Below are 22131 nucleotides of genomic sequence, written 5' to 3'. Positions count from 1 at the left end.
TGTGCGCAGGTCGGTTGCCTGCGGTCGGTAGGGGTGCTGAGTCGGTGGGGCGGACTGGTCAGGGAGTCAGGTGGGCGGCGAGCACCGGGCCGATGACGGCGAGCGCTTCGGAGCTCGTCATAGCGCCGTGGGTGCTCGGCACCTCGTGGACGTCGAGCCGACCGCCCAGGTGCGGGCGCCAGCTCTCCGGGTCGGGGGCGTCGGTGGGCCGGTCCTTGGCGGCGGTGAAGAACACCGCGTCGCCGTCGTAACCGGGCAGCGGGAGCGCGTGGGACAGCTCGGCGTTGGCCTGGAAGACCGAGACCACCCGGGCCACCCCGGCGCCGCTGAGGCCGGCGAGCGGGCCCTCGCCGCCCCGGACGAGCGCGGCGTAGCCGTCCTCGTCCGAGGGCCAGGCGGTGACCTCCCCGACCGGGTGGCCGAGCGAGTCGAGGATCAGTTCGAGCTGCGCCGGGTCGTCCCGCCACTGCTCGGGCCCCGGCTGGCCGGTGCCCGGGTAGGCGTCCAGCAGGGCCAGCAGCCGGACCTCCTCGCCCTGTTCGCGCAGCAGCGCGGCGATCGCGTGGGCGACGGCCCCGCCGAAGGACCAGCCGAGCAGGGCGTACGGGCCCTCGGGGCGGACGGCGCGGATCTGCGCGAGGTAGGTGCGGGCCAGTTCCTCGACGGTGGCCGGGTGCGCGCTCGGGTCGGCCAGGCCGGGGGCCTGGAGGCCGTAGATCGGCTGCTCGGCGTCGAGGTGGCGCAGCAGGCCGGTGTAGACCCAGCTGATGCCGGCGGCCGGGTGGACGCAGAACAGCGGCGGGCGCGAGCCGCGGGTGCGGATCGGCAGCAGGACGGGGAAGCTCTCGGCGGCCGGGCCCAGGGTGAGCCGCTCCGCCAGCCGGGCGACGGTCGGCGCCTCGAACACCGCGCGGACGCCGATCTCCTCGTCCTCGCCGACCAGTTCGCGCAGGCCCGCGACCAGCCGGCTGGCCAGCAGCGAGTGCCCGCCCAGCTCGAAGAAGTTGTCGTCGACGCCGACCTTCTCCAGCCCGAGCAGGTCGGCGAACAGGCCGCAGAGCAGTTCCTCCCGCGGCGTCGCGGGCGCCCGCCCGGAGCCGAGCCAGGTGCTGTCGGGGGCCGGGAGGGCCTTGCGGTCGACCTTGCCGTTGGCGGTCAGCGGCAGGGCGTCCAGGGCGACGACCGCCGAGGGCACCATGTAGTCGGGCAGGGACGCGCCGACGTGGGCCCGCAGCGCGGCCTGGTCGACGCTCTGCCCGGGGTGGGCGACGGCGTAGCCGACCAGCCGGCGGTCGCCCGGGCGGTCCTCCCGGACCAGCACGAACGCCTGGGCCAGCGAGGGGTGCCGGGCGAGCACGGCCTCGATCTCGCCGGGCTCGATCCGGAAGCCGCGGATCTTGACCTGGTGGTCGGTGCGGCCCAGGTACTCCAGGGTGCCGTCGGCCTGGCGGCGGACCAGGTCGCCCGAGCGGTACATCCGGCTGCCGGGGGCGCCGTACGGGTCGGCGACGAAGCGCTCGGCGCTCTGGCCCGGCCGGTTGAGGTAGCCGCGGGCCAGGCCCGCGCCGGCGATGTACAGCTCGCCCTCGACCCCGGCCGGGACGGGCTGCAGCGCCGCGTCCAGGACGTAGAGCCGGGTGTCCGGCACGGGCCGGCCCATCGGCGGGGCGATCCGGCCGCTGAGCGGGCTGCTCATGCTGGCGCAGACGGTGGACTCGGTCGGGCCGTAGGCGTTGACCATCCGCAGCCGGGCCGACCAGTGCTCGACCAGGTCGGGCGGGCAGGCCTCACCGGCGACCACCAGGGTGGCGCCCGGGGGCAGCGCGTCCGGGGCGAGCACGGCCAGCGCGGTCGGCGGCAGGGTCAGGTGGGTGACGCCCTGTTCGGCGATCAGCGCCGTCAGCGAGGGTCCCGGCAGCAGTTGGTCGGCGTCGCCGAGGACGGCCCGGGCGCCGGTGAGCAGGGCCATGCCCAGCTCCCAGACGGCCGCGTCGAAGGACGGCGAGGCGAACAGCAGCACCCGGCTGTCCGGGGTGACGGCCAGGTTCCGCCGCTGGCCCTCCACCATGGCGGCGAGGCCGCTGTGGGTGACCACCACGCCCTTGGGGCGGCCGGTGGAGCCCGAGGTGTAGATGACGTACGCCGCGGAGTGCGGGGTGATCGCGGTGCCGGTGAGGTCGTGCGACGGGTGGCCGGAGGCGTCCAGGTCCTCCAGCAGCAGCCGGGGGACGGTGCTGTCGCCGAGCACGCCGTCGGCCAGCGCCCTGCTGGTGAGGACCAGCGCGGGCGCGGCGTCGTCCAGCATGTAGGCGATCCGGTCGGCCGGGTAGCGCGGGTCCAGCGGCTGGAAGACGGCGCCGGCCTTGAGCACCGCGAGCTGGGCGACGATCAGTTCGACCGAGCGCTCCAGGGCGATCGCGACGAACCGCTCGGGGCCCGCGCCGTGCTCGGTCAGCAGCCGGGCGAGGCGGTTGGCGCGCTCGTTCAGCTCGCCGTAGGTGACCCGCTCGGCGCCGAAGGACAGCGCGACGGCCTCCGGTCGGGCGGCGGCCCGCGCCTCGAACAGCGCCGGGAAGGTGCCGAGCGGGATGTCCTCCCGGGTGTCGTTCCAGCCGGTGAGCAGCTGCTCGCGCTCCTCGGGCGCCAGCACCTCGACCCGGCCCACGGGCTGGTCCGGGTCGGCCAGCACCGCGCGCAGGGCGCGCTCGAGGCGGACGGCCGTCGCCTCGGCGGTGGCCCGGTCGAACAGGTCGACGGCGTACTCCAGCGTCAGGCCGAGACCGGCCGGCCCGCCGTCCGCGTCGAAGCTCTCGCTGAAGGCGAAGGTCAGGTCGAACTTGGCGAGGTCCGAGTCCAGTTGCTCGACCCGGCCGGGCAGGCCGCCGAGGCTGATCTCCCCGGCCTCGCCGCCGGAGGTGAGCATCACCTGGCAGAGCGGGTGGCGGGCGGTCGAGCGCACCGGGTTGAGCAGCTCGACCAGCCGCTCGAAGGGCACGTCCTGGTGCTCGAAGGCGTCCAGGGTGGCGACCCGGACGCGCTCCACCAGCTCGCGGAAGCTCGGGTCGCCGCTCAGGTCGGTGCGCAGCACCAGGGTGTTGACGAAGAAGCCGACCAGGTCCTCCAGCGCCTCGTCGGTGCGGCCGGCCAGCACGGTGCCGATCGGCAGGTCGGTGCCCGCGCCGATCCGGCCCAGCGTGGTGGCCAGCGCGGCCTGCATCACCATGAACACGCTGGCCCGGCTCTGCTGCGCCAACTCGACCAGGGCGGCGTGGAGTCCGGCGTCCATCCGGAGCTCCACGGCGGCGCCGCGGCGGCTCGGGGCGGCGGCGCGGCGGCGGTCGAAGGGGAGCGTCAGCTCCTCCGGCAGGTCGGCCAGGGCCTGCTGCCAGTAGGCGAGTTGGGCGTTCAGCAGGTCGCTGGGCCGCTCGTCGGTGCCGAGCAGCTCGTGCTGCCAGAGGGTGTAGTCGGCGTACTGCACGGGCAGCGGCCGCCACTGCGGCCCGGTGCCGGCGAGGCGGGCCCGGTAGGCCTCGGCGAGGTCGCGCAGCAGCGGGACCACGGACCAGCCGTCGGTGGCGATGTGGTGCATCAGCACCAGCAGGACGTGCTCCTCGCCGGGCAGCGAGAACAGGGTGGTGCGCACCGGAAGGTCGCGGGCGAGGTCGAAGACCTCCGCGCCGGCCTCGGCGAGGGCCCGGTGGAGTTCCTCCTCGTCTGCCACCGCCGCGGTGCACAGCGGGAGTTCGGGGCTTTCCAGGAGCAGCTGGTGCGGCTGTCCTTCGGTGGTCGGGTAGACGGTGCGCAGCACCTCGTGGCGGTCGAGCACGTCCGCCAGGGCCGCGTGGAGGGCGGCGGCGTCGACCGGGCCGGTCAGCCGGAGGGCGCACGGGGTGTTGTAGAGCGTGCTCGGGCCCTCGAACTGGTCGATGAACCACAGGCGTTGCTGCGCGGGGGAGAGGGGGACGCGCTCGGGCCGCGCGGCGGGCCCGAGGGCCGGACGGGCGGTGGGCTCCTCGGTGCCCGGGGTGGGCAGGGCGGCGGCCAGCACGGCCACGCTGGGGGCGTCGAACAGTACCCTGACGGGCAGTTCGGTGCCGAGCGCGGTGCGGATGCGGCTGACCAGCTTGGTGGCGAGCAGCGAGTGGCCGCCCAGGTCGAAGAAGCTGTCGTCGATCCCGATCCGGTCCAACCCGAGGACGTCGGTGAAGAGTTCGCACAGCGCGCGCTCGGTGTCGGTGCGCGGGGCGCGGCCCTCGGCGGCCCCGGTGTAGTCGGGGGCGGGCAGGGCGCGCCGGTCGACCTTGCCGTTGGCGGTCACGGGGAGGGCGTCGAGGACGACCACGGCGGCCGGGAGCATGTAGCTGGGCAGGCTGTCGGCGACGGCGGCGCGCAGCTCGGCGGGGGTGGCCCCGCCGGTGGCGTAGACCACCAGGCGCTTGTCGCCGGGCCGGTCCTCGCGGACCACGGCGAAGGCCTGGCCGACGGTCGGGAGGGCGGTGAACGCGCCCTCGACCTCGCCGAGTTCGATCCGGAAGCCGCGGATCTTCACCTGGTCGTCGGCCCGGCCGAGGAACTCCAGCACGCCGTCGGCGGTCCAGCGGACCAGGTCGCCGGTGCGGTACATCCGGCTACCCGGTTCGCCGAACGGGCAGGCCACGAAGCGCTCGGAGGTCAGCGCGGGGCGGCCGACGTAGCCGCGGGCCAGGCCCTCGCCGGCGATGTACAGCTCCCCGGCCACGCCGGCCGGCACCGGCCGCAGCGCGGTGTCCAGCACGTACGGCCGGGTGTTGTTCAGCGGGCTGCCGATCGGCACCACGGCGGGGACGGGCTCGCCCGGGCGCATGGTGAAGACGGTCTTGATGGCGGTGGTCTCGGTGGGCGCGTACACCGCGAGCACGTCGGTGTCCGGGCAGGCCCGGTGGATCCGGCGGACGGACTCCGGCGGGACGACGTCGCCGCCGGTCCACACCTGGCGCACGTCGCGGAAGGCGGCCGGGTTCTCGTCGGCCATCAGCCGCAGCAGGCCGGACGGGGCCTGGACCAGGGTCACCCGATGGGTGGTGACGGTCTCGGCGAGGCGGCGGATGTCCAGCTCGCCGGGCTCGGCGAGGACGATCGCCCCGCCGGTGACCAGCGGCGCCCAGATCTCGGTGGTGGAGGCGTCGAAGGCGGTGGGCGAGTGCAGCAGCACCCGCTCGTGGTGGCCGGCCCGGAAGTGCGGGTTGCCGAGCAGGTCGACCACGTTGCGGTGGGTGACGGCGACGCCCTTGGGCACCCCGGTCGAGCCGGAGGTGTACATCACGTAGACCAGCTGGCCGGGCAGCACCGGCACGGCCGGGTTGTCCGCCGCGGGGGCCTCGTCGAGCAGCGTCCCGGTGACCTCGACGGTGGCGAAGCCGCCGGTGGCGAGCACCGGGTGGCCCCGGTGGGCCGGGTCGACGAGCAGCAGGCCGGTGCGGGTGTCGGCGAGGATGTGCTGGAGCCGGTCCAGCGGGTAGCGGTCGTCCAGCGGGACGTACGTGCCGCCCGCCTTGGCGATCGCGAGGACGGCGGTGAGCAGCCCGGCGGAGCGCTCCATCAGTACCGCGACCGGCTGTTCGGTGCTCAGCCCGCGCTCCAGCAGCAGGGCGGCGAGCCGGTTGGCGCGGTCGTTCAGCTCGGCGTAGTCGAGCCGCTCGGTGTCGGAGACCAGGGCGAGGGCCTCGGGGGTGGCGGCGGCCTGGGCCTCGAACAGCCGGGGCAGGCTCTGCTCGGCGACCGGCGAGGCCGGCCCGTTCCAGCCGGTGAGGAGCCGCTCGCGCTCGGCCGGGTCGAGGATCTCGACGGTGCCGATCGGCGCCTCGGGGGCGGCGACGGCGGCGCGCAGCACGCGTACCAGCCGCTCGGCGAGGGAGACGGCGGTGGCGTGGTCGAAGAGGTCGGCGGCGTAGTCGACGGCGGCGCGCACGCCCAGGCAGGTGCCGTCGGGCGCGAGTCGCTCGACGAAGTTGAAGTTGAGGTCGAACTGGGCCTGCGCCTCGCCGACCTCGACCGGGGTGCCCACGGCGGCGCCGAAGGCGAGGTCGCCGGCCCGTTCCGCGTTCAGCGTGACGACGGTCTGGAAGAGCGGGTGGCGGGCGGGGGTGCGGGTCGGGTTGAGGTGTTCGACCAGGCGCTCGAAGGGGATGTCCTGGTGGTCGTAGGCGTCCAGGTTCGCCCGGCGGACCCGGTCGAGCAGCTCGTGGAAGCTGGGGTCGCCGGAGGTGTCGGTGCGCAGCAGCAGGGTGTTGACGAAGAAGCCGACCAGGTCGTCGAGGGCCTCGTCGGTGCGGCCGGCGACGGGGGTGCCGAGCGGCAGGTCGGTGCCGGCGCCGAGGCGGGTGTAGAGGGCGGCGACCGCGGCCTGCAGCGCCATGAACAGGCTGGCGTGCCGGCCGGAGGCCAACTCGGTGAGGGCGGTGTGCAGTTCGGCGTCCAGCTCGAAGTCGGCGGCGCCGCCGCGGCGGCTCGGCAGGGCCGGGCGCGGCCGGTCGTAGGGGAGTGCCAGCTCCTCCGGCAGGCCGGACAACTCCTGCTGCCAGTGGGCGAGTTGCAGGGAGACGACGCTCTCCGGGTCGTCCTCCTCGCCGAGCAGCTCGCGCTGCCAGAGGGTGTAGTCGGCGTACTGCACCGGCAGCGGCTCCCACTGCGGCTCGGTGCCGGCGAGGCGGGCCCGGTAGGCCTCGGCGAGGTCGCGGAAGAGCGGGGCCACCGACCAGCCGTCGCTGGCGATGTGGTGGGTGAGCAGCAGCAGGACGTGCTCGTCCGGCGCGGGCAGGGTGTACAGCCAGGCCCGGACCGGGAGGTCCGCGGCGAGGTCGAAGACCTGCCCGGCGGCCTCGCGCATCAGCTCGTGCAGCTCGGCCCCGCCGGCCGCCGGCACCCGGTGCAGCGGCGGGCGCCCCTCGGCGAGGATGTGCTGGTGGGGCTGGCCGTCGGTGGTGGGGAAGACGGTGCGCAGCACCTCGTGCCGCTCCACCACGTCCCCGAGCGCGCCCTCGAGGGCGGCGGCGTCGAGCTCACCGGTCAGCCGGAGGGCGAACGGAGTGTTGTAGAGGGCGCTCGGGCCCTCGAACTGTTCGATGAACCAGAGCCGCTGCTGGGCGAACGACAACGGGATCAAGGTCTGCCTCCGACTGGCGACGTACGGCTGCTGTGGCTGGTGGGGCCGCTCTGCCCGGTGGGGCGGGGCGGTCGTGGGGCGGGGCGGGCCGCCGCCGGTGGGCGGCCCGCGTCCCGCCGCCGGTCAGGCCTGCGGGCGGCGCATCGGCCGCAGGGCCGGGCGGGCCTTCTTCGGTGCGGGCGCCTGCTCGCCGCCGGGCAGGACGGCGGCGAGGGCGGCGACCGTGGGCGCGTCGAACAGCGTGCGGATCGGCAGCTCCGCGCCGAGCGTGGCGCGGATGCGGCTGACCAGCCGGGTGGCGAGCAGGGAGTGGCCGCCGAGGTCGAAGAAGCGGTCGTCGATGCTGACCGTCGGCACGCCCAGCACCTCGGCGAACAGGGCGCAGAGCTCCCGCTCGCGCTCGGTGCGCGGGGCGCGGCCCTCGGCCGCCCCGGCGTACTCGGGCGCGGGCAGGGCCCGGCGGTCGACCTTGCCGTTGGCGGTGACCGGCAGGCTGTCCAGGACGACCACGGCGGCCGGGAGCATGTAGCCGGCGAGGCGGTCCGCGACGAAGGCGCGCAGCTCGCCGTCGGTGGCCTTGCCGGTGGCGTACACCACCAGGCGCTTGTCGCCCGGCTGGTCCTCGCGGACCACCGCGAGCGCCTGGCCGACGCTCTCGTGGGCGGTGAACGCGGCCTCGACCTCGCCGAGTTCGATCCGGAAGCCGCGGATCTTCACCTGGTCGTCGGCGCGGCCGAGGAACTCCAGGACGCCTCCCCCAGCCTCCGGCCGGGGGGACCCCCATGCCGTCCAGCGGGCGAGGTCACCGGTGCGGTACATCCGGCCGCCCGCCTCGTCGAACGGGCAGGCGACGAAGCGTTCGGCGCTGAGCGCCGGGCGGCCGACGTAGCCGCGGGCCAGGCCGGCCCCGGCGATGTACAGCTCGCCCGCCACTCCGGCCGGCACCGGGCGCAGCCCGGCGTCCAGCACGTACAGCCGGGTGTTGGCCAGCGGGCGCCCGATCGGCACCGTGCTCGGTACCGCCGTGGCGTCCGGCATCGGGTACTGGGTGGCGCACAGGGTGGTCTCGGTCGGTCCGTAGAGCGCCCGCACCGCGATGCCGGGGACGGCCTCCAGTACCCGGCGCACGGCCGGGGCGGAGACCACGTCGCCGCCGGTCAGCACCTCGCGCACACCGGCGAAGATGGCCGGGTCCTCCTCCGCGATGACCCGGAACAGGCCGGCGGTGACGTGCACGTGGGTGAGCGCGTGGACCCGGACCAGGTCGCGGATGGCGGCCGCGTCCAGGTCGCCCTGCGGCGCGACGACCACCCGGCCGCCGGACAGCAGCGGCACCCAGATCTCGTAGGTCGAGGCGTCGAAGGCGTGCGGCGCGTGGAACAGCACCCGCAGGCCCTCGTCGTGCCGCCAGCACGGGTCGGTGGCGAGCTGCACCACGTCCCGGTGGGTGATCGCGATGCCCTTGGGCTCCCCGGTGGAGCCGGAGGTGAACATCACGTACGCGAGCTGCTCCGGGTGGGGCGCGGCCCGGTGGGCGAGCCGCTCGCGCGGACCGTCGAACCAGCCCTCGGTGAGCGGCAGGACGGGGCAGGGGGCGTCGGCGGCCAGCGGGTGGTCCCGGTGCGCCGGGTCGACCAGGACGAGCGCCGCGGCCGTCTCGGCGGTGATCCGCCGCAGCCGCTGGGCCGGGTGCCGGTCGTCCAGCGGGACGTACACGCCGCCCGCCTTGGCCACCGCGAGGATCGCCGTCAGCAGGTCGGCGGAGCGGTCCATCAGCAGCACCACCGGCGTCTCGGCGCCGACCCCGGCGGCGGCCAGGTGGGCCGCCAGGTGCTCGGCGCGGGAGTCCAGTTCGGCGTAGCTGAGGGTGGCGTCCGCGGTGACCACGGCCGGCGCGTCGGGGGTGGCGGCGGCCTGGGCCTCGAACAGCTCCGGCAGGGTCGCGTCCGGGACGGGCGCCGCGGTGGCGTTCCAGCCGGTGAGCAGCCGCTCGCGCTCGGCCGGGTCGAGGATCTCGATGCCGCCGATCGGCGCGTCCGGGGTGGCCACGGCGGCGCGCAGCACCCGCAGCAGCCGCTCGCCGAGGGCGGCGACGGTGGCGTGGTCGAAGAGGTCGACGGCGTACTCGACCGCCACCGTCAGGCCCGCCCGGGGGCCCTGCTCGGTGAAGCGGAAGGACAGGTCGAACTTGGCCACGTCCAGCTCGAAGGGGTGCTCCGCGCAGCCCAGGTCGCCGAAGGCGGCCGGCACCGAGACCCGGCTCTCCAGGGCCACCAGGGTCTGGAAGAGCGGGTGGCGGGCGGGGGTGCGGGTCGGGTTGAGGTGCTCGACCAGGCGCTCGAAGGGGATGTCCTGGTGGTCGTAGGCGTCCAGGTCGGTGCGGCGGACCCGGTCCAGCAGCTCCCGGAAGCTCGGGTCGCCGGAGGTGTCGGTGCGCAGCAGCAGGGTGTTGACGAAGAAGCCGACCAGGTCGTCGAGCGCTTCGTCGGTGCGGCCGGCGACGGGGGTGCCGAGCGGGAGGTCGGTGCCGGCGCCGAGGCGGGTGTAGAGGGCGGCCACCGCGGCCTGCAGCGCCATGAACAGGCTGGCGTTCTGCGCCGCCGCCAACTCGCCGAGCTTTCCGTGCAGTTCGGCGTCGACGGCGACCTCGACCAGGCCGCCCCGGTGCCCCGGCACGGCCGGGCGCGGCCGGTCGTAGGGCAGCGCCAGCTCCTCCGGTGCGTCGGCCAGGGCCTGCTGCCAGTAGGCGAGTTGGTCGTTCAGCAGGGCGCTGGGCCGCTCGTCGCTGCCGAGCAGTTCGCGCTGCCAGAGGGTGTAGTCGGCGTACTGCACGGGCAGCGGCCGCCACTGCGGCTCGGTGCCGGCGCAGCGGGCCCGGTAGGCCTCGGCGAGGTCGCGGAAGAGCGGCTCGACCGACCAGCCGTCGCTGGCGATGTGGTGCATCAGCACCAGCAGGACGTGCTCGTCGTGCGGCAGCGACAGCAGGGTGGCGCGCACCGGCAGGTCGCGGGCGAGGTCGAAGACCTCCTCGCCGGCGGTGACCAGCGCGGTCCGCAGCTCGGCCTCGTCGGCGACCTGCACCCGGTGCAGGGCCAAGTCGTCCGCACCGGTGACCAGTTGGTGCGGCTGTCCGTCGACGGTCGGGAAGACGGTGCGCATCACCTCGTGCCGCTCCACCACGTCCCGGACGGCCCGCTCCAGGGCGGCGGCGTCGACGGCGCCGGTGAGCCGGACCGCGACCGGGGTGTTGTAGAGCGCGCTCTGGCCCTCGAACTGCTCGATGAACCACAGGCGTTGCTGGGCGGAGGAGAGCGGCACGCGCTCCGGCCGCCCGGCCGGCCGCAGGGCCGGGCGGGCCGCGGCGGAGTCGGGCAGCGCTGCGGCCAGCAGGGCCACCGTCGGGTTGTCGAAGAGCGCGCGGATCGGCAGCTCGGCGCCGAGCCCGGCGCGGACGCGGCTGACCAGCTTGGTGGCGAGCAGCGAGTGCCCGCCGCGCTCGAAGAAGTTGTCGTCGATGCTGATCCGGGCGAGCCCGAGGACCTCGGCGAACAGCTCGCACAGGGCCCGCTCGGTGGCGTTGCGCGGCTGGCGTCCGCCGTCGGCGCCGTTGTAGTCGGGCGCGGGCAGGGCCTTGCGGTCCACCTTGCCGTTGGGGTTCACCGGCAGCTCGTCGAGGACGACGATCGCGGCCGGCAGCATGTAGCCGGGCAGCCGGTCGGTGACGAAGTCGCGCAGCTCCTCGGCCCGCACCTCGCCGGTGACGTACGCGACCAGGCGCTTGTCGCCCGGCTGGTCCTGGCGGACCGCCACGCAGACCTGGCCGACCGCCGGGTGGGCGGTGAACGCCGCCTCGACCTCGCCGAGTTCGATCCGGAAGCCGCGCAGCTTGACCTGGTCGTCCGCTCGACCGACGAACTCCAAGTCACCCGAAGGGGTCCAGCGGACCACGTCGCCGGTGCGGTACATCCGGCCGCCGGGCTCTCCGAACGGGCAGGCCACGAAGCGCTCGGAGGTCAGGCCGGGGCGGCGGACGTAGCCGCGGGCCAGGCCGTTGCCGCCGATGTACAGCTCGCCGGCCACCCCGACCGGCACCGGGCGCAGCCCGGCGTCCAGCACGTACAGCCGGTTGTTGGGCAGCGGTCGGCCGATCGGCACGACGGCGGGCACCTCGGCGGCCGAGGTCATCGGGAAGTGCGTCGCGAAGGTGGTCGTCTCGGTGGGCCCGTAGACGTTGACCAGCCGCAGTCCGGGGCAGCTGTCCAGGACCCGCCGCATGGCGACCGGCGAGGCGATGTCCCCGCCCGTCCACACCTCGTGCAGCCCGGCGAAGGTCTCCGGGGCCTCGGCGGCCAGCACGTTGAACAGGCCGACGCTGATCCAGGCGGAGGTGGTCCGCTCGTGGCCGATCACCGCCGCCAGCTCGGCGATGCCGAGCCGGCCGGCCGGGGCGATCACCAGCTGGCCGCCGGAGAGCAGCGGGGTCCAGATCTCGTAGGTGGAGGCGTCGAAGGCGGAGGGCGCGTGCACCGGCAGCCGCTCGTGGCCGCCGCCGGTGAACTGCCCGCCGAGGGCGAGGTCCACCACGCCGCGGTGGGTGACGGCGATGCCCTTGGGTACGCCGGTCGAGCCCGAGGTGTGCATCACGTACACCAACTGGTCGGCGCGCTGCGGCAGTCCGAGGTTCTCCGGGTGCTCCTCGGCGTGCGGGTCGAGCACCGTCAGGCCGGCCAGCGCGGGGTGCTCGCGGTGCGCGTCGTCGGCCAGCACCAGCTCGGCCCCGGCGTCCGCGAGGACGGTCCGCAGCCGGTCCGCCGGCTGGGCGTCGTCCAGCGGCACGTAGAGGCCGCCGGCCTTGAGTACCGCCAGGATCGCCACCACCTGGGCGGCCGAGCGGTCGATCATCAGCGCGACCGGCGTCTCCCGGACGACCCCGGCCTCGACCAGCCGCAGCGCCAGGCCGTTGGCCCGGGCGTTGAGCTGGGCGTAGGTCAGCTCGGCGTCGTCGGCGGTGAGCGCGATCGCGTCCGGGGCGGCGGCGGCCCGCGCCTCGAACAGCTCGGGAAGTGAGCCCTCCGGCAGCGGGGTGCCGGTGCCGCTCCACTCGGTGACCAGCTCGGCGCGCTCGGCTGCCGTCAACACCTCGACGGTGCCGACGAGTTCGGCCGGGTCGGCGACGATCCGGTCGAGCAGGGCGAGGAAGCGGTCCAGCAGGGCGCGGGCCTCGTCGGCGGTGAAGGCGTCCGGCTGGTGGTCCAGGCGCAGCTGGAGACCGTCGCCGGGGGTGAGGGCCAGCACCAGCGGGTAGTGGGCGCTGTCGACGTCCTCGACGAGGGTGACGCCGGTCGCGCCACTCGGGTCGGCGCCGTCCAGGGCGGACGGGTCCGGGTAGTTGCCGTACACCGTGACGGTGTCGAACAGGCTTCCCATGCCGGCGAGTTGCTGGATCTCGGTGAGGCTGAGGTGCTGGTGGTCCAGCAGCGTGGACTGCTCGTGCTGCAGGCGCAGCAGCAGCTGGCCCCAGCTCTCCGCCTGGTCCAGCCGCACCCGCACCGGTACGGTGTTGATGAGCAGGCCCATCATCCGCTCCACGCCCGGCAGGTCGTGCGGGCGGCCGGAGACGGTGGTGCCGAACAGCACGTCCTCGCGGCCGGTGAGCCGGGCCAGCAGCACGCCCCAGGCCGCCTGGACCAGGGTGTTGAGGGTGACGCCGTAGCGGCGGGCGGTACGGGCGAGGGCCTCGGTGCGCTCCGGGGTGAGCCCGGTGTGCAGGCGCAGCGGCAGCTGCGGGGTGGCGGCGGAGCGGCCGGGCGCGAGCAGGGTGGGCTCGTCGGCGCCGGCCAGCGCCTGGGCCCAGGCGGCGCGGGCGGCCACGCCGTCGCGCCGGGTGATCCAGCGCAGGTACTCGCGGTACGGGGCGGCCGGGGCCATCGGCTGCTCGAAGTACAGGCCCCACAGCTCCTCGGCGAACAGCGGGGTGGACCAGCCGTCCAGCAGGATGTGGTGCGCGGAGGCGATCAGCTGGTGCTGCCCCGGGGCGAGTCTGAGCAGGGTGTAGCGCAGCAGCGGCGGGCGGTCCAGGTCGAAGCGGCGGCCGTACTCGGCGGCGGCGATCCGGGCGGCCTCCGCCCGCGGGTCGGCGTGGTCGCTCAGGTCGAGGACGGTGAAGGGCAGTTCGACGCCGTCCGGGACGACCTGCACCGGCGGGCCGTCGTGCCGCTGGTGGAACGCGGCCCTGAGGTTCGGCTGGCGGACCAGCAGCGCCTCGGCGGCGGCGCGCAGCCGGTCGGCGTCCACCGGGCCGGTCAGGTCGAAGGTCACCACCGAGGTGTAGACGTCCGCGCCCTCGGCGTCGTACGCCGAGTGGAAGGCCATGCCCTGCTGGAGCGGCGAGGTGGGCCAGACGTCCACCAGGCGGGCCGGGGCGTGGTGGGCGGCGAGCGCGTCCACCTCGTCCTGGGTCAGCTCGACCAGCGGGAAGTCGGAGGGGGTGTGCCCGCCCGCGTCCGGCCGCTCGGCGTGCTCGGCGAGCGCGCCCAGCGCGGCGAACCAGGCCTCGGCGAAGGCGCGCACCCGCTCCCCGGAGAGCAGCCCGGAGGCGTACGACCACTGGGCGACCAGCAGCGGGCCCTGCGGGGTGTCCACGGTGGTGGCGTCCAGGCCGAGCACCCGGCCGAGCGCGAGGCCCGTCGCGGCGCCCTCGGACATCGCCTCGGTGCCGGCCAGCACGTCCTCGGCGGTGACGCCCTCGGGCGCGAAGCGGCCCAGGTAGTTGAACTCGATCTGCGGGTCGGCGCGGTCGGCGAGGACGGCGGCGGTCTCCGGGTTGAGGTGGCGCAGCAGGCCGAAGCCGATGCCGTTGTCCGGGACGGCCCGCAGCTGCTCCTTCACCCGGCCGAGGGCCCGGCCGAGCGCGGGGCTGGCCGCGGTGACCTCGGACCAGTCCAGTGCCCCGGGGGCGAGCCGGACGGGGTAGACGGAGGTGAACCAGCCGGCGGTGCGGTGGAGGTCGACGCCCTCCACGATCTCCTCGCGGCCGTGGCCCTCCACGGTGACCAGCACCGCGCCGTCGGGCCCGGTGGTCTCCCGGCCGCGCCAGTGGCCGAGGGCCAGCGCCAGCGCCGTCAGCAGCACGTCGTTGACCTGGGCGTGGTAGGCGGCGGTGACCTTGGTGAGCAGCGCCTGGGTGGTCTCGGCGGGCAGCACCAGCCGCAGCAGGCCCTCGGTGGCGTAGGTGTCCCGCGAAGGGTCCAGCGGGCGGTCGCCGAGCAGCGGGTCCGGGGTGGCCAACGCGGACTGCCAGAGCGGGAGTTCGGCGGCGCGGCGGTCGGTGTTGGCCTCGGTGGTGAGCCGCTGGGCCCAGCGGCGGAAGGAGGTGGGCACCGGCGCGAGCTCGACGGCCCGGCCCTCGCGGAGCGCGTCGAGCGCGCCCAGCAGGTCCTCCTCGACGATGCGCCAGGTGACGCCGTCCACCACCAGGTGGTGGATCACCAGCAGCAGCTGCGAGGGCAGCTCCGGGCCGGCGTCGAAGCGCACGGCCCGCACCATCCGGCCGTCCTCGGGCGACAGCCGCTCGCGGGCGGCCTCGGTCGCGGCGCGCAGCGCCCCGGCGGTGGCCGGGCCCTCGACCAGGCTCAGTACGTCGGCCGCGGCGACGGCGCCGGGCTCCGGCACGTGCAGCGTCCAGGGGCGCTCGGCGAGCGGGGAGGTGCGGGCGCGGAACAGGTCGTGGTGGTCGAGCAGGGCCTGGACGGCGGCGGCCAGGTGCTCCCGGGTGGTGCCGGCGGGCAGGGTGAGCAGGGTCGACTGGTAGAAGCTCTCGACCGCGCCGTGCTGCGCGGCCAGCCAGTGCACGATGGGCGTCGGCGGCACCTCGCCGAGGCCGGCCCCGGCGGGCTCGACGACGACCGGGCCCTCCAGCGGACGGGCGATCAGCGCCAGCGCCTCGACGGTCGGGGCGAGGAACACCTCGCGCGGGGTGAGCTGGAGGCCCGCGTGCCGGGCCCGGGAGACCAGCTGGATGGCGACGATGGAGTCCCCGCCGAGCTCGAAGAAGGACTCCGTGACGCCCACCCGCGGCAGGCCCAGCACCTCGCCGAACAGCCGGACCAGGGTGTGCTCCAGCTCCCCGACGGGGGCGCGGCCGTCCTCCTCGCCGGCGCCGAACACCGGCGCGGGCAGGGCGCGCTTGTCCACCTTGCCGTTGGGCGTCAGCGGCAGCCGGTCGAGCACCACGACGGTGGGCACCATGTGGTCGGGCAGCCGCTCGGCGCAGTACGCCCGCAGCTCGGCCGGGTCGGCGGCGCCGACGGTGTAGCCGACCAGGCGGCGCTCGCCGGGGCGGTCCTCGCGGACCAGCACCACGGCCTGGCGCACCTCGGGGTGGGCGGAGAGGGTCTGCTCGATCTCGCCGAGCTCCACCCGGAAGCCGCGGATCTTCACCTGGTCGTCGGCCCGGCCGAGGAAGTCCAGCTGGCCGTCCGGGCGGTAGCTGCCGAGGTCGCCGGTGCGGTACATCCGGCTCCCGGGCTCGCCGTACGGGTCGGCCACGAAGCGCTCGGCGGTCAGGCCGGGGCGGTTGAGGTAGCCGCGGGCCAGGTGCGGGCCGGCCAGGTACAGCTCGCCCACGGTGCCCGGCTCGACCCGGCGCAGCCGCTCGTCCAGCACATGGACGCGCACGTCCTGGCAGGGCCGGCCGATCGGCGGCTGCTCCTCGCCGGTGAGCGGCTCGCTCATGGAGACGATGACGGTGGCCTCGGTCGGCCCGTAGCTGTTGAGCATCAGCCGGCCGCGGCCGCAGCGGGCGGCCAGCTCGCGGGAGACGGCCTCGCCGCCGCCGATCAGGGTGCGCAGCGAGGGCATCGGCAGATCGGGCAGGGTGGAGATCATCGCGGTGGCGATGTCGGCGTGGGTGACGCCGAACCGGTCGATCAGGGCGGCCAGCGGCTCGCCGACCAACTGGCTCTGCTCGCGGGGCAGGACGAGCGCGGCGCCGGTGGTGAGAGCGACGCACAGGTCGGAGACGGAGACGTCGAAGCTGAGCGAGGAGGCCTGGAGCACCCGGCTGCCGGGGCCGACCCCGGTGGCGGCGACCTGGGTGCCGATCATGCTGGGCAGCCCGGTGTGGGTGACGGCCACGCCCTTGGGCACGCCGGTGGAGCCGGAGGTGTAGATGACGTACGCGGTGTTCAGCGCGCTCAGCGGCCGCACCCGCTCGGCGGCGGTGAACGGGGTGTCCGGCTGGGCGTCGAGTTCGGCCCGGTGCTCGGGGGAGTCGAGCGGCAGGAGCGGGGCGCCGGTCCCGGGCAGCTGCCCGGCGGCCTCGGCGGTGGTGAGCACCAGGGCGGCGCGGGAGTCGGTCAGCATGTGGCGCAGCCGCTCGGCCGGGTAGGCCGGGTCGGCGGGCAGCCAGGCGGCGCCGGTCTTGGCGACGGCGAGGATCGCGGCGACCGCCTCGGGGGACTTCGGCAGGGCCAGCGCGACGACGTCCTCGGTGCCCAGGCCGCGGGCGGCCAGCACCCGGGCCAGCCGGTTGGCGCGGGCGTCCAGCTCGGCGTACGTGAGGGTGGTGCCCTCGGCGTACAGCGCGGGGGCGTCGGGGGTGCGGGCGACCTGGGCGTCGACCAGCTCGGTGAGGGTCGGACGGGCGTCGGGACGGGCGCGGCACAGGACCTCGGCCGATTCCGGCCGCTGCTCGGATCTGTGCGTCTGCTGGACCCCGGACATGTGACTCTCTCCCTCGTGCGGCTGGCCCCCGCGGCGGCGGGAGCGGCGAGCTGGGTTGACCTCGGGGCGGTCAGCCCGGCGGTCGGCGGAGCGATGTTGCGGTCGTCTTGCGGTGCTGGGGGCGTGCTTCGGGTGACGGCCGTGCGGCGCGGTGCGGTGGTGTGGCGCGGTGCGGTGGTGTGGCCGTGCGGCGCGGTGTGGCCGTGCGGAGGGTGCCGGCGCGCCGGCGCTGTTCGATGCACGCGCGTAGATGTCGGACACGGGACCGCGCCGACGGCGTGACGGGGCCGTACGGCGGTGGTGGGGTGCTGCGGTGGCTCGCGAGGATGAGACGGCTCGCGGTGGTGCCAAGGCTCGCGGCGGTGCGGTGCGGTGCGATCCGTCCGTGCCGCAGTGGTGCGGTGCGATCCGTGCCGCGGGTGGTGCCGGCGGCCGGGGGAGGGCCGGGGAGCGGCCGGGTGAGCGGCGGCTCGGGCGCGGTGCGACGCCGGGTGAGCGGCGGTCTGCTCCGCGGTCTCCTCCGCCGCGGTCTTCTCCGCGGTCGGCGCCGAGGCGGTGTGGCCGGGTGAGCGGCCGCTCGGCGGGGATCCCCGTACGGAAGCCGGGTGTTCAGCCCTCCGACGGTCGGTGGGCGGTGGCCGAGGTCAGTGCTCGGACAGCTGCGCGATCAGGCTCTTCGGCCGCAGGTCCTGCCAGTTCTGCTCGACGTAGTCGAGGCAGTCCTGCCGTCCGGCGGCACCGAACACCTGCTGCCAGCCGGCGGGCACCGGGCTGAAGGCCGGCCAGAGCGAGTGCTGGCCCTCGTCGTTGACCAGGACGAGGTAGCTGGCCTCGGGGTCCTCGAACGGGTTCGCCATCGTCGGTTCCTCTCTGATCAGGTCTGTTCGGAGCGGTGCGAAAAGGTGGGGATCGGGTGGTCGACGGAGCCGAGGCTCACGGACCCCAGCCGGAGTCCCCGCAGAGGGAGTCGTGGGCGGTGAGGGAAACCACGGACAGGCGCGGCCGGTCGTGGAGTCGGAGGCCCACCACGGCGGCCGGTCGAACGGTGCGCATCCCGGGCATCTTGTGGACGCGGACGGCAAGGCTTGGCATCGCGAATTCCTCTTCCTGAGGAGGGCGGTCTGCCCTCTTCGCTCTGAAACGCATCCTGCCGAAGGCCCAAACGTGCTTGGAAGCTCTCTTTGTGATCGTGAACACGCAATGCGGGAACCGGAAGCCCGGGCAGATCGTGTCAAAAACAGACAGACATGATCCAACCCCCGCCTGGCTCTGTCAGATCAGTGGTGGGAGCAGTGCGGAGACGGGCACCCCGGCGCGCCGCGGCGAGCCCCGGCGCAGCTCCTCCCGGACGGCGGGCCAGTCCTCGACCCCCGGCCGCCCCGCCCCGGCCGGCGACTCCAGGGCGAGCGTCGCCAGGTAGGCGCGCTTGAGCGCGGCCCGTTCGTCCTGCACCCGGCCCGCGGACTGCTCGATCCGGCGCAGCCGGGCGTGCAGCCGCTCCAGCGCGCCCCCGCCCGTCAGCAGCCGCCGCGCCTCCGGGCCGAAGCGGAAACCGGGCGCCAGCAGCGGCCAGCCCGAGCGCCACACCCGGAACACCTCGCGGTGGCTCGGCCCCCACTCCCGCTCGGCCTCGGCCAGCCGCTCCAGCGCGGCCGCCTCGGTCGCCGCCGTACAGGTCCCGCGCAGCGCCCGCGACAGCGCCGCCCAGTCCTCGCCGGGCGCGTGCCGCAGCGCCGCGTGCAGCAGGTGGGCCACCGAGCCGTGCACCACGGTGCTCGGCCACTGCTCGGCCGCCGCCTCGGCCAGCGCCGCACCGGTGCCGCCGACCAGCACCCAGACCTCGCGCACCCCGCGCTCGGCGAGCCCGGCCAGCACCTGCGGCCACTGCTCCCCGTCCGCGGCCGGCCACAGGCCCAGCACCTCGCGCCGGCCCTCGACGGAGACCCCGAGCGCCAGGTGCACCAGCGGCCCGCCCGAGCGGCCGCTGCGCACCGAGTCGACGAAGACCACCGGGTAGACCGGGTCGAGCCGCCGCCCGCGCCGCTCGGCGAGCTCGTCGAGCACCTGGTCGGTGATGGCCGAGACGGTCTCCCTGCTCAACTCCACCCCGTACACCTCGGCCAGGTGCGCCACCAGCTCGCCCGAACTGAGGCCGCGCGCGGTCAACGAGATCACCAGCCGGTCGAGCCCGGGCAGCCGCCGGGCCCGGGGGAGGACGGCCTTGGGGGTGAAGCTGCCCTCGCGGTCCCGGGGCACCCGCACCTCGACCGGGCCGATCTCGGTGAGCAGCCGTCTGGCCCGGGCGCCGTTGCGGCCGTTGGTGCCGGGACCGGACCCGGAGCCGGAGTCCGAGTCGGAGCCTGAGCCGCGCAGGTGCTCCTGGAGTTCGAGCTCCAGAGCACCCTCGATCAGCTGCTTGGCGAAGGCCTGGAGGATCCCGCCGTCGCCCAGCAGCCGGACCGCGCCGGAGCCGACCTGCGCGGCGGCGGCCTCCGCGAACTGTCGTACCAGGCGCTGGTCCACCAGGCCGGCGAGGGCGGCGGGCGGTGTCGCTGGGTCGGAATCAGCTCGCAACTGGGGGTGCCTTCCGTCTGTAGGCCGTTCCACGCGCCGACCGCCCGCTCCGGGCGCCCCGCCGGGGCGCCAGGTGCGATGTGCCGGCAATCCCCCGGGTCACCGCTGCCGGGCGCGGCCGTGATCGTGACCGCCACCGTCGGCTCCCCCTCCTGCGTGCTCGCCCGACTACTGTCAGCCGATGATTTCCGCGCCCATTGGGCGTACACTCACGGCTGTCGGAGCCCGGGGGGCGGCGTCCGAACGGCAGTCACCTCCATCTTGCCGGTTCTGATGCCTGGCGGTAGCCGGTACGGGCATTCGTGAAACCGCAATGCCGAAGCCGGAAGGATGCCCAGATGTGCCCAACCCAGGACAACTGCGCGGAAAGGGGAACACCCCAGCTCTGCGACCGGGGCATCGAGTTCTACCGCACGGCGCTGGCCGAGGGGGAGGCGACCGGTGAAGCCCCCGAATGCCTGCTCGCCATGGGGCTGCTGCGCCCGCTGCCCGGCTCCGGTGACCGGCTGGCCCCCGTCCCGCCCGACATCGCCGTCACCGGGTTAGCGCGTCCGCTCGAACTCGCCGTACTGGCGCACCAGGAACGGCTCGCCGCGCTGCACACCTCCTTCCACACCGCCGAGCACGCCTACCGCGACGTCATGCGGCGGGCCAAACTGCCGATCCGGCTGCTGGCGGGCGAGGAGATCAACCCCGCACTGGAGAAGGCCGTCGCCGCCTGCTCCGAGGAACTGCTCACCGCCCAGCCGGGCGGCGGCCGCGGGCCCGAGCAGCTCGGCGACGCGCTCCCGCGCGACCTCGCCCTGGCCGGCCGGGGCGTGCGCCAGCGCACCCTCTACCAGCACACCGTGCGCTCGCACGGCCCGACGCTGGCCTACATCGAGCAGGTCACCGCCCAGGGCGCCCAGGTGCGGACCCTGAACGAGGTCTTCGACCGGGTGATCATCTGCGACCGCACCACCGCCTTCATCCCGGCCGGCGCCGACCGCGAGGCCGCGGCCATGCTCATCGAACTCCCGCCGCTCGTCGAGTACCTGCTCAAGATCTTCGAGCTGATGTGGGAGCGCGCCGAGCCCGTCACCTACCAGCACGGCCACCACCGCCCCCGGCTGCTGACCGCCCGCACCCGCCAGAACGTCCTGCGCCTGATGGTCAACGGCTACACCGACGAGGCCATCGCCTCCCGCCTCGGCATGAGCACCCGCACCGTCTCCAGCCACATCCAGAAGGCCAGCGAACTCCTCGGCAGCCGCAGCCGCGGCCACCTCGGCTACATCATCGCCCGCCAGGGCGTCCTCGACGAGCCCCTCGACGAACTCTGACGAGGGGGCCGCCGGCCCGGGGTCTGGAAACGCCGCCGCCGGCCCCGGTGGGGCCCGGTGGCGGCGCGGGTGCGGCCCGGGTCAGGCGAGGGTGGCGACGGCGGCCCTGACCTTGTCGGCGATGGCGGCCGGGAGGGGGACGTAGCCCTTGTCGCCGATGGCCTTCTGGGCGCCGTCGCCGACGGTGTAGGTGAGGAAGGACTTGAGGGCGGCGAGGGTGTCGGCCTTGTTGCCCTTGTCGCAGGCGATCTCGTAGGTGACGAGGACGATCGGGTAGGCGTTTTCGGCCTTGGTGCCGTAGTCGAGGGAGAGCGCGAGGTCTCCGTCGGTGCCGGCCACGGTGGAGGAGGCGATGGTGGCGGCCGCGTTGGCGGTGGTGGCCTCGACGGGTTTGGCGGCGCCGGTGGAGATCCTGGCGCTCTTCAGGTTGTTGACCTGGGCGTAGGACAGCTCCGCGTAGCCGATGGAGTTCTTGACCTGCTTGATCTGGGCGGAGACGCCGGCGCTGCCGTTGGCGGACTGGCCGTCCCTGCCCTTCCACGCCTTGTCCGGCGCCGCGCCCCAGGCCCCGCCGGAGGTCTTGGCGAAGTAGGAGGTCAGGTTGTAGGTGGTGCCGGAGTCGTCCGAGCGGTGGAAGGACTGGATCTCCGCGTCCGGCAGCTTGGTGCCCGGGTTGAGGGCGGCGATCGCCTGGTCGTTCCACTTGGTGATCTGCGAGTCGAAGATCTTCGCGGCGGTCGGGCCGTCCAGCACCAGGTTGTCGACGCCGTCCAGGTTGTAGACCAGCGAGACGAGGCCGCCGACCATCGGCAGGTCGATCGCCCGGCCGGCGGTGCAGACCGACTTGGAGGCGTCGACGTCGGCGGGCTTGAGCACGTAGTCGGTGCCCGCGAAGGCGACCTTGCCCTGGTTGAACTGCTGGACGCCCGCGCCGGATCCGCCGCCGCTGTAGTTGACGGTGGTGCCGGAACAGGCGGCGTTGTAGGCGGTCTTCCAGACGTCCATCGCGTTGCCCTGCGCGGTGGAGCCGGCGCCGAGGAGGTTGCCGCCCTTGGCTCCGCAGGCGATCGAGGCGGCGCTCGCTTCGGTGGGCCCGGGCTTCTCGTCCCCGCAGGCGGTGAGCGTCAGTGCGCCGGCCAGCGCCACCGCGCTCAGGGCGAGGGTGGTGGACCGGCGGTTGCGCTGGAGCATCAGTGGTTCCCTCTCGTCGAAACGGTTCTGGTTCACGGTGCTCGTGCAGGGTTCCGGCGGGCGGCTGTGCGGTCGGGCGGTGCGGTCGGGCGGTGCCGTCGGGCGGTGCGGTCACACGGCCGGCGCCGGGGAACGAACGACGCTAGGCGGCCGAGGTGAACGTGGTTTCCGGCGGCCGGT

7 protein-coding genes are annotated in these 22131 nt (G+C 75.0%); 1 reads left to right on the top strand and 6 read right to left on the bottom strand.

What is annotated here, in order from left to right; translation table 11 throughout:
• Positions 1-58 precede the first annotated feature (58 nt).
• The 5 genes from ACGF0D_RS25350 to ACGF0D_RS25330 form a co-directional block, all read right to left on the bottom strand.
• Positions 59-7141, bottom strand: a complete 7083-nt coding sequence (locus ACGF0D_RS25350; RefSeq protein ID WP_392919906.1) for an amino acid adenylation domain-containing protein — start codon at positions 7139-7141, stop codon at positions 59-61.
• A gap of 123 nt (positions 7142-7264) precedes the next feature.
• The gene (locus tag ACGF0D_RS25345) at positions 7265-16864 is read right to left on the bottom strand and encodes an amino acid adenylation domain-containing protein (protein ID WP_392919903.1); all 9600 of its coding nucleotides are present in this window, start codon (positions 16862-16864) and stop codon (positions 7265-7267) included.
• Between the two features lie 644 nt (positions 16865-17508).
• Positions 17509-17721: an MbtH family protein gene (locus ACGF0D_RS25340; protein WP_392872619.1), complete on the bottom strand. Its 213-nt coding sequence runs from the start codon at positions 17719-17721 to the stop codon at positions 17509-17511.
• Positions 17722-17797: 76 nt separating this feature from the next.
• Positions 17798-17956, bottom strand: a complete 159-nt coding sequence (locus ACGF0D_RS25335) for a hypothetical protein (protein ID WP_392872616.1) — start codon at positions 17954-17956, stop codon at positions 17798-17800.
• Positions 17957-18136: 180 nt separating this feature from the next.
• Positions 18137-19438 (bottom strand): IS256 family transposase, encoded by a 1302-nt coding sequence (locus ACGF0D_RS25330; RefSeq protein WP_392872613.1) that lies wholly within the window; start codon positions 19436-19438, stop codon positions 18137-18139.
• Between the two features lie 338 nt (positions 19439-19776).
• On the opposite strand from ACGF0D_RS25330, the gene ACGF0D_RS25325 reads away from it, so the two are divergent.
• Complete coding sequence (locus ACGF0D_RS25325) at positions 19777-20760, top strand: LuxR C-terminal-related transcriptional regulator (RefSeq protein WP_392872610.1); 984 nt, start codon at positions 19777-19779, stop codon at positions 20758-20760.
• A gap of 81 nt (positions 20761-20841) precedes the next feature.
• Here ACGF0D_RS25325 and pstS read toward each other — a convergent pair whose 3' ends face one another.
• Entirely contained in the window at positions 20842-21954 is a 1113-nt protein-coding gene (gene pstS, locus ACGF0D_RS25320; protein WP_392919928.1) for a phosphate ABC transporter substrate-binding protein PstS, read from the bottom strand.
• Positions 21955-22131 lie beyond the last annotated feature (177 nt).

The organism is Kitasatospora sp. NPDC048298 (genome assembly GCF_043201465.1).
Taxonomy (GTDB): Bacteria; Actinomycetota; Actinomycetes; order Streptomycetales; family Streptomycetaceae; genus Kitasatospora.
The sequence above is the reverse complement of the archived record's forward strand: the minus strand, read 5'-3'. Positions and strand labels throughout refer to the sequence as shown.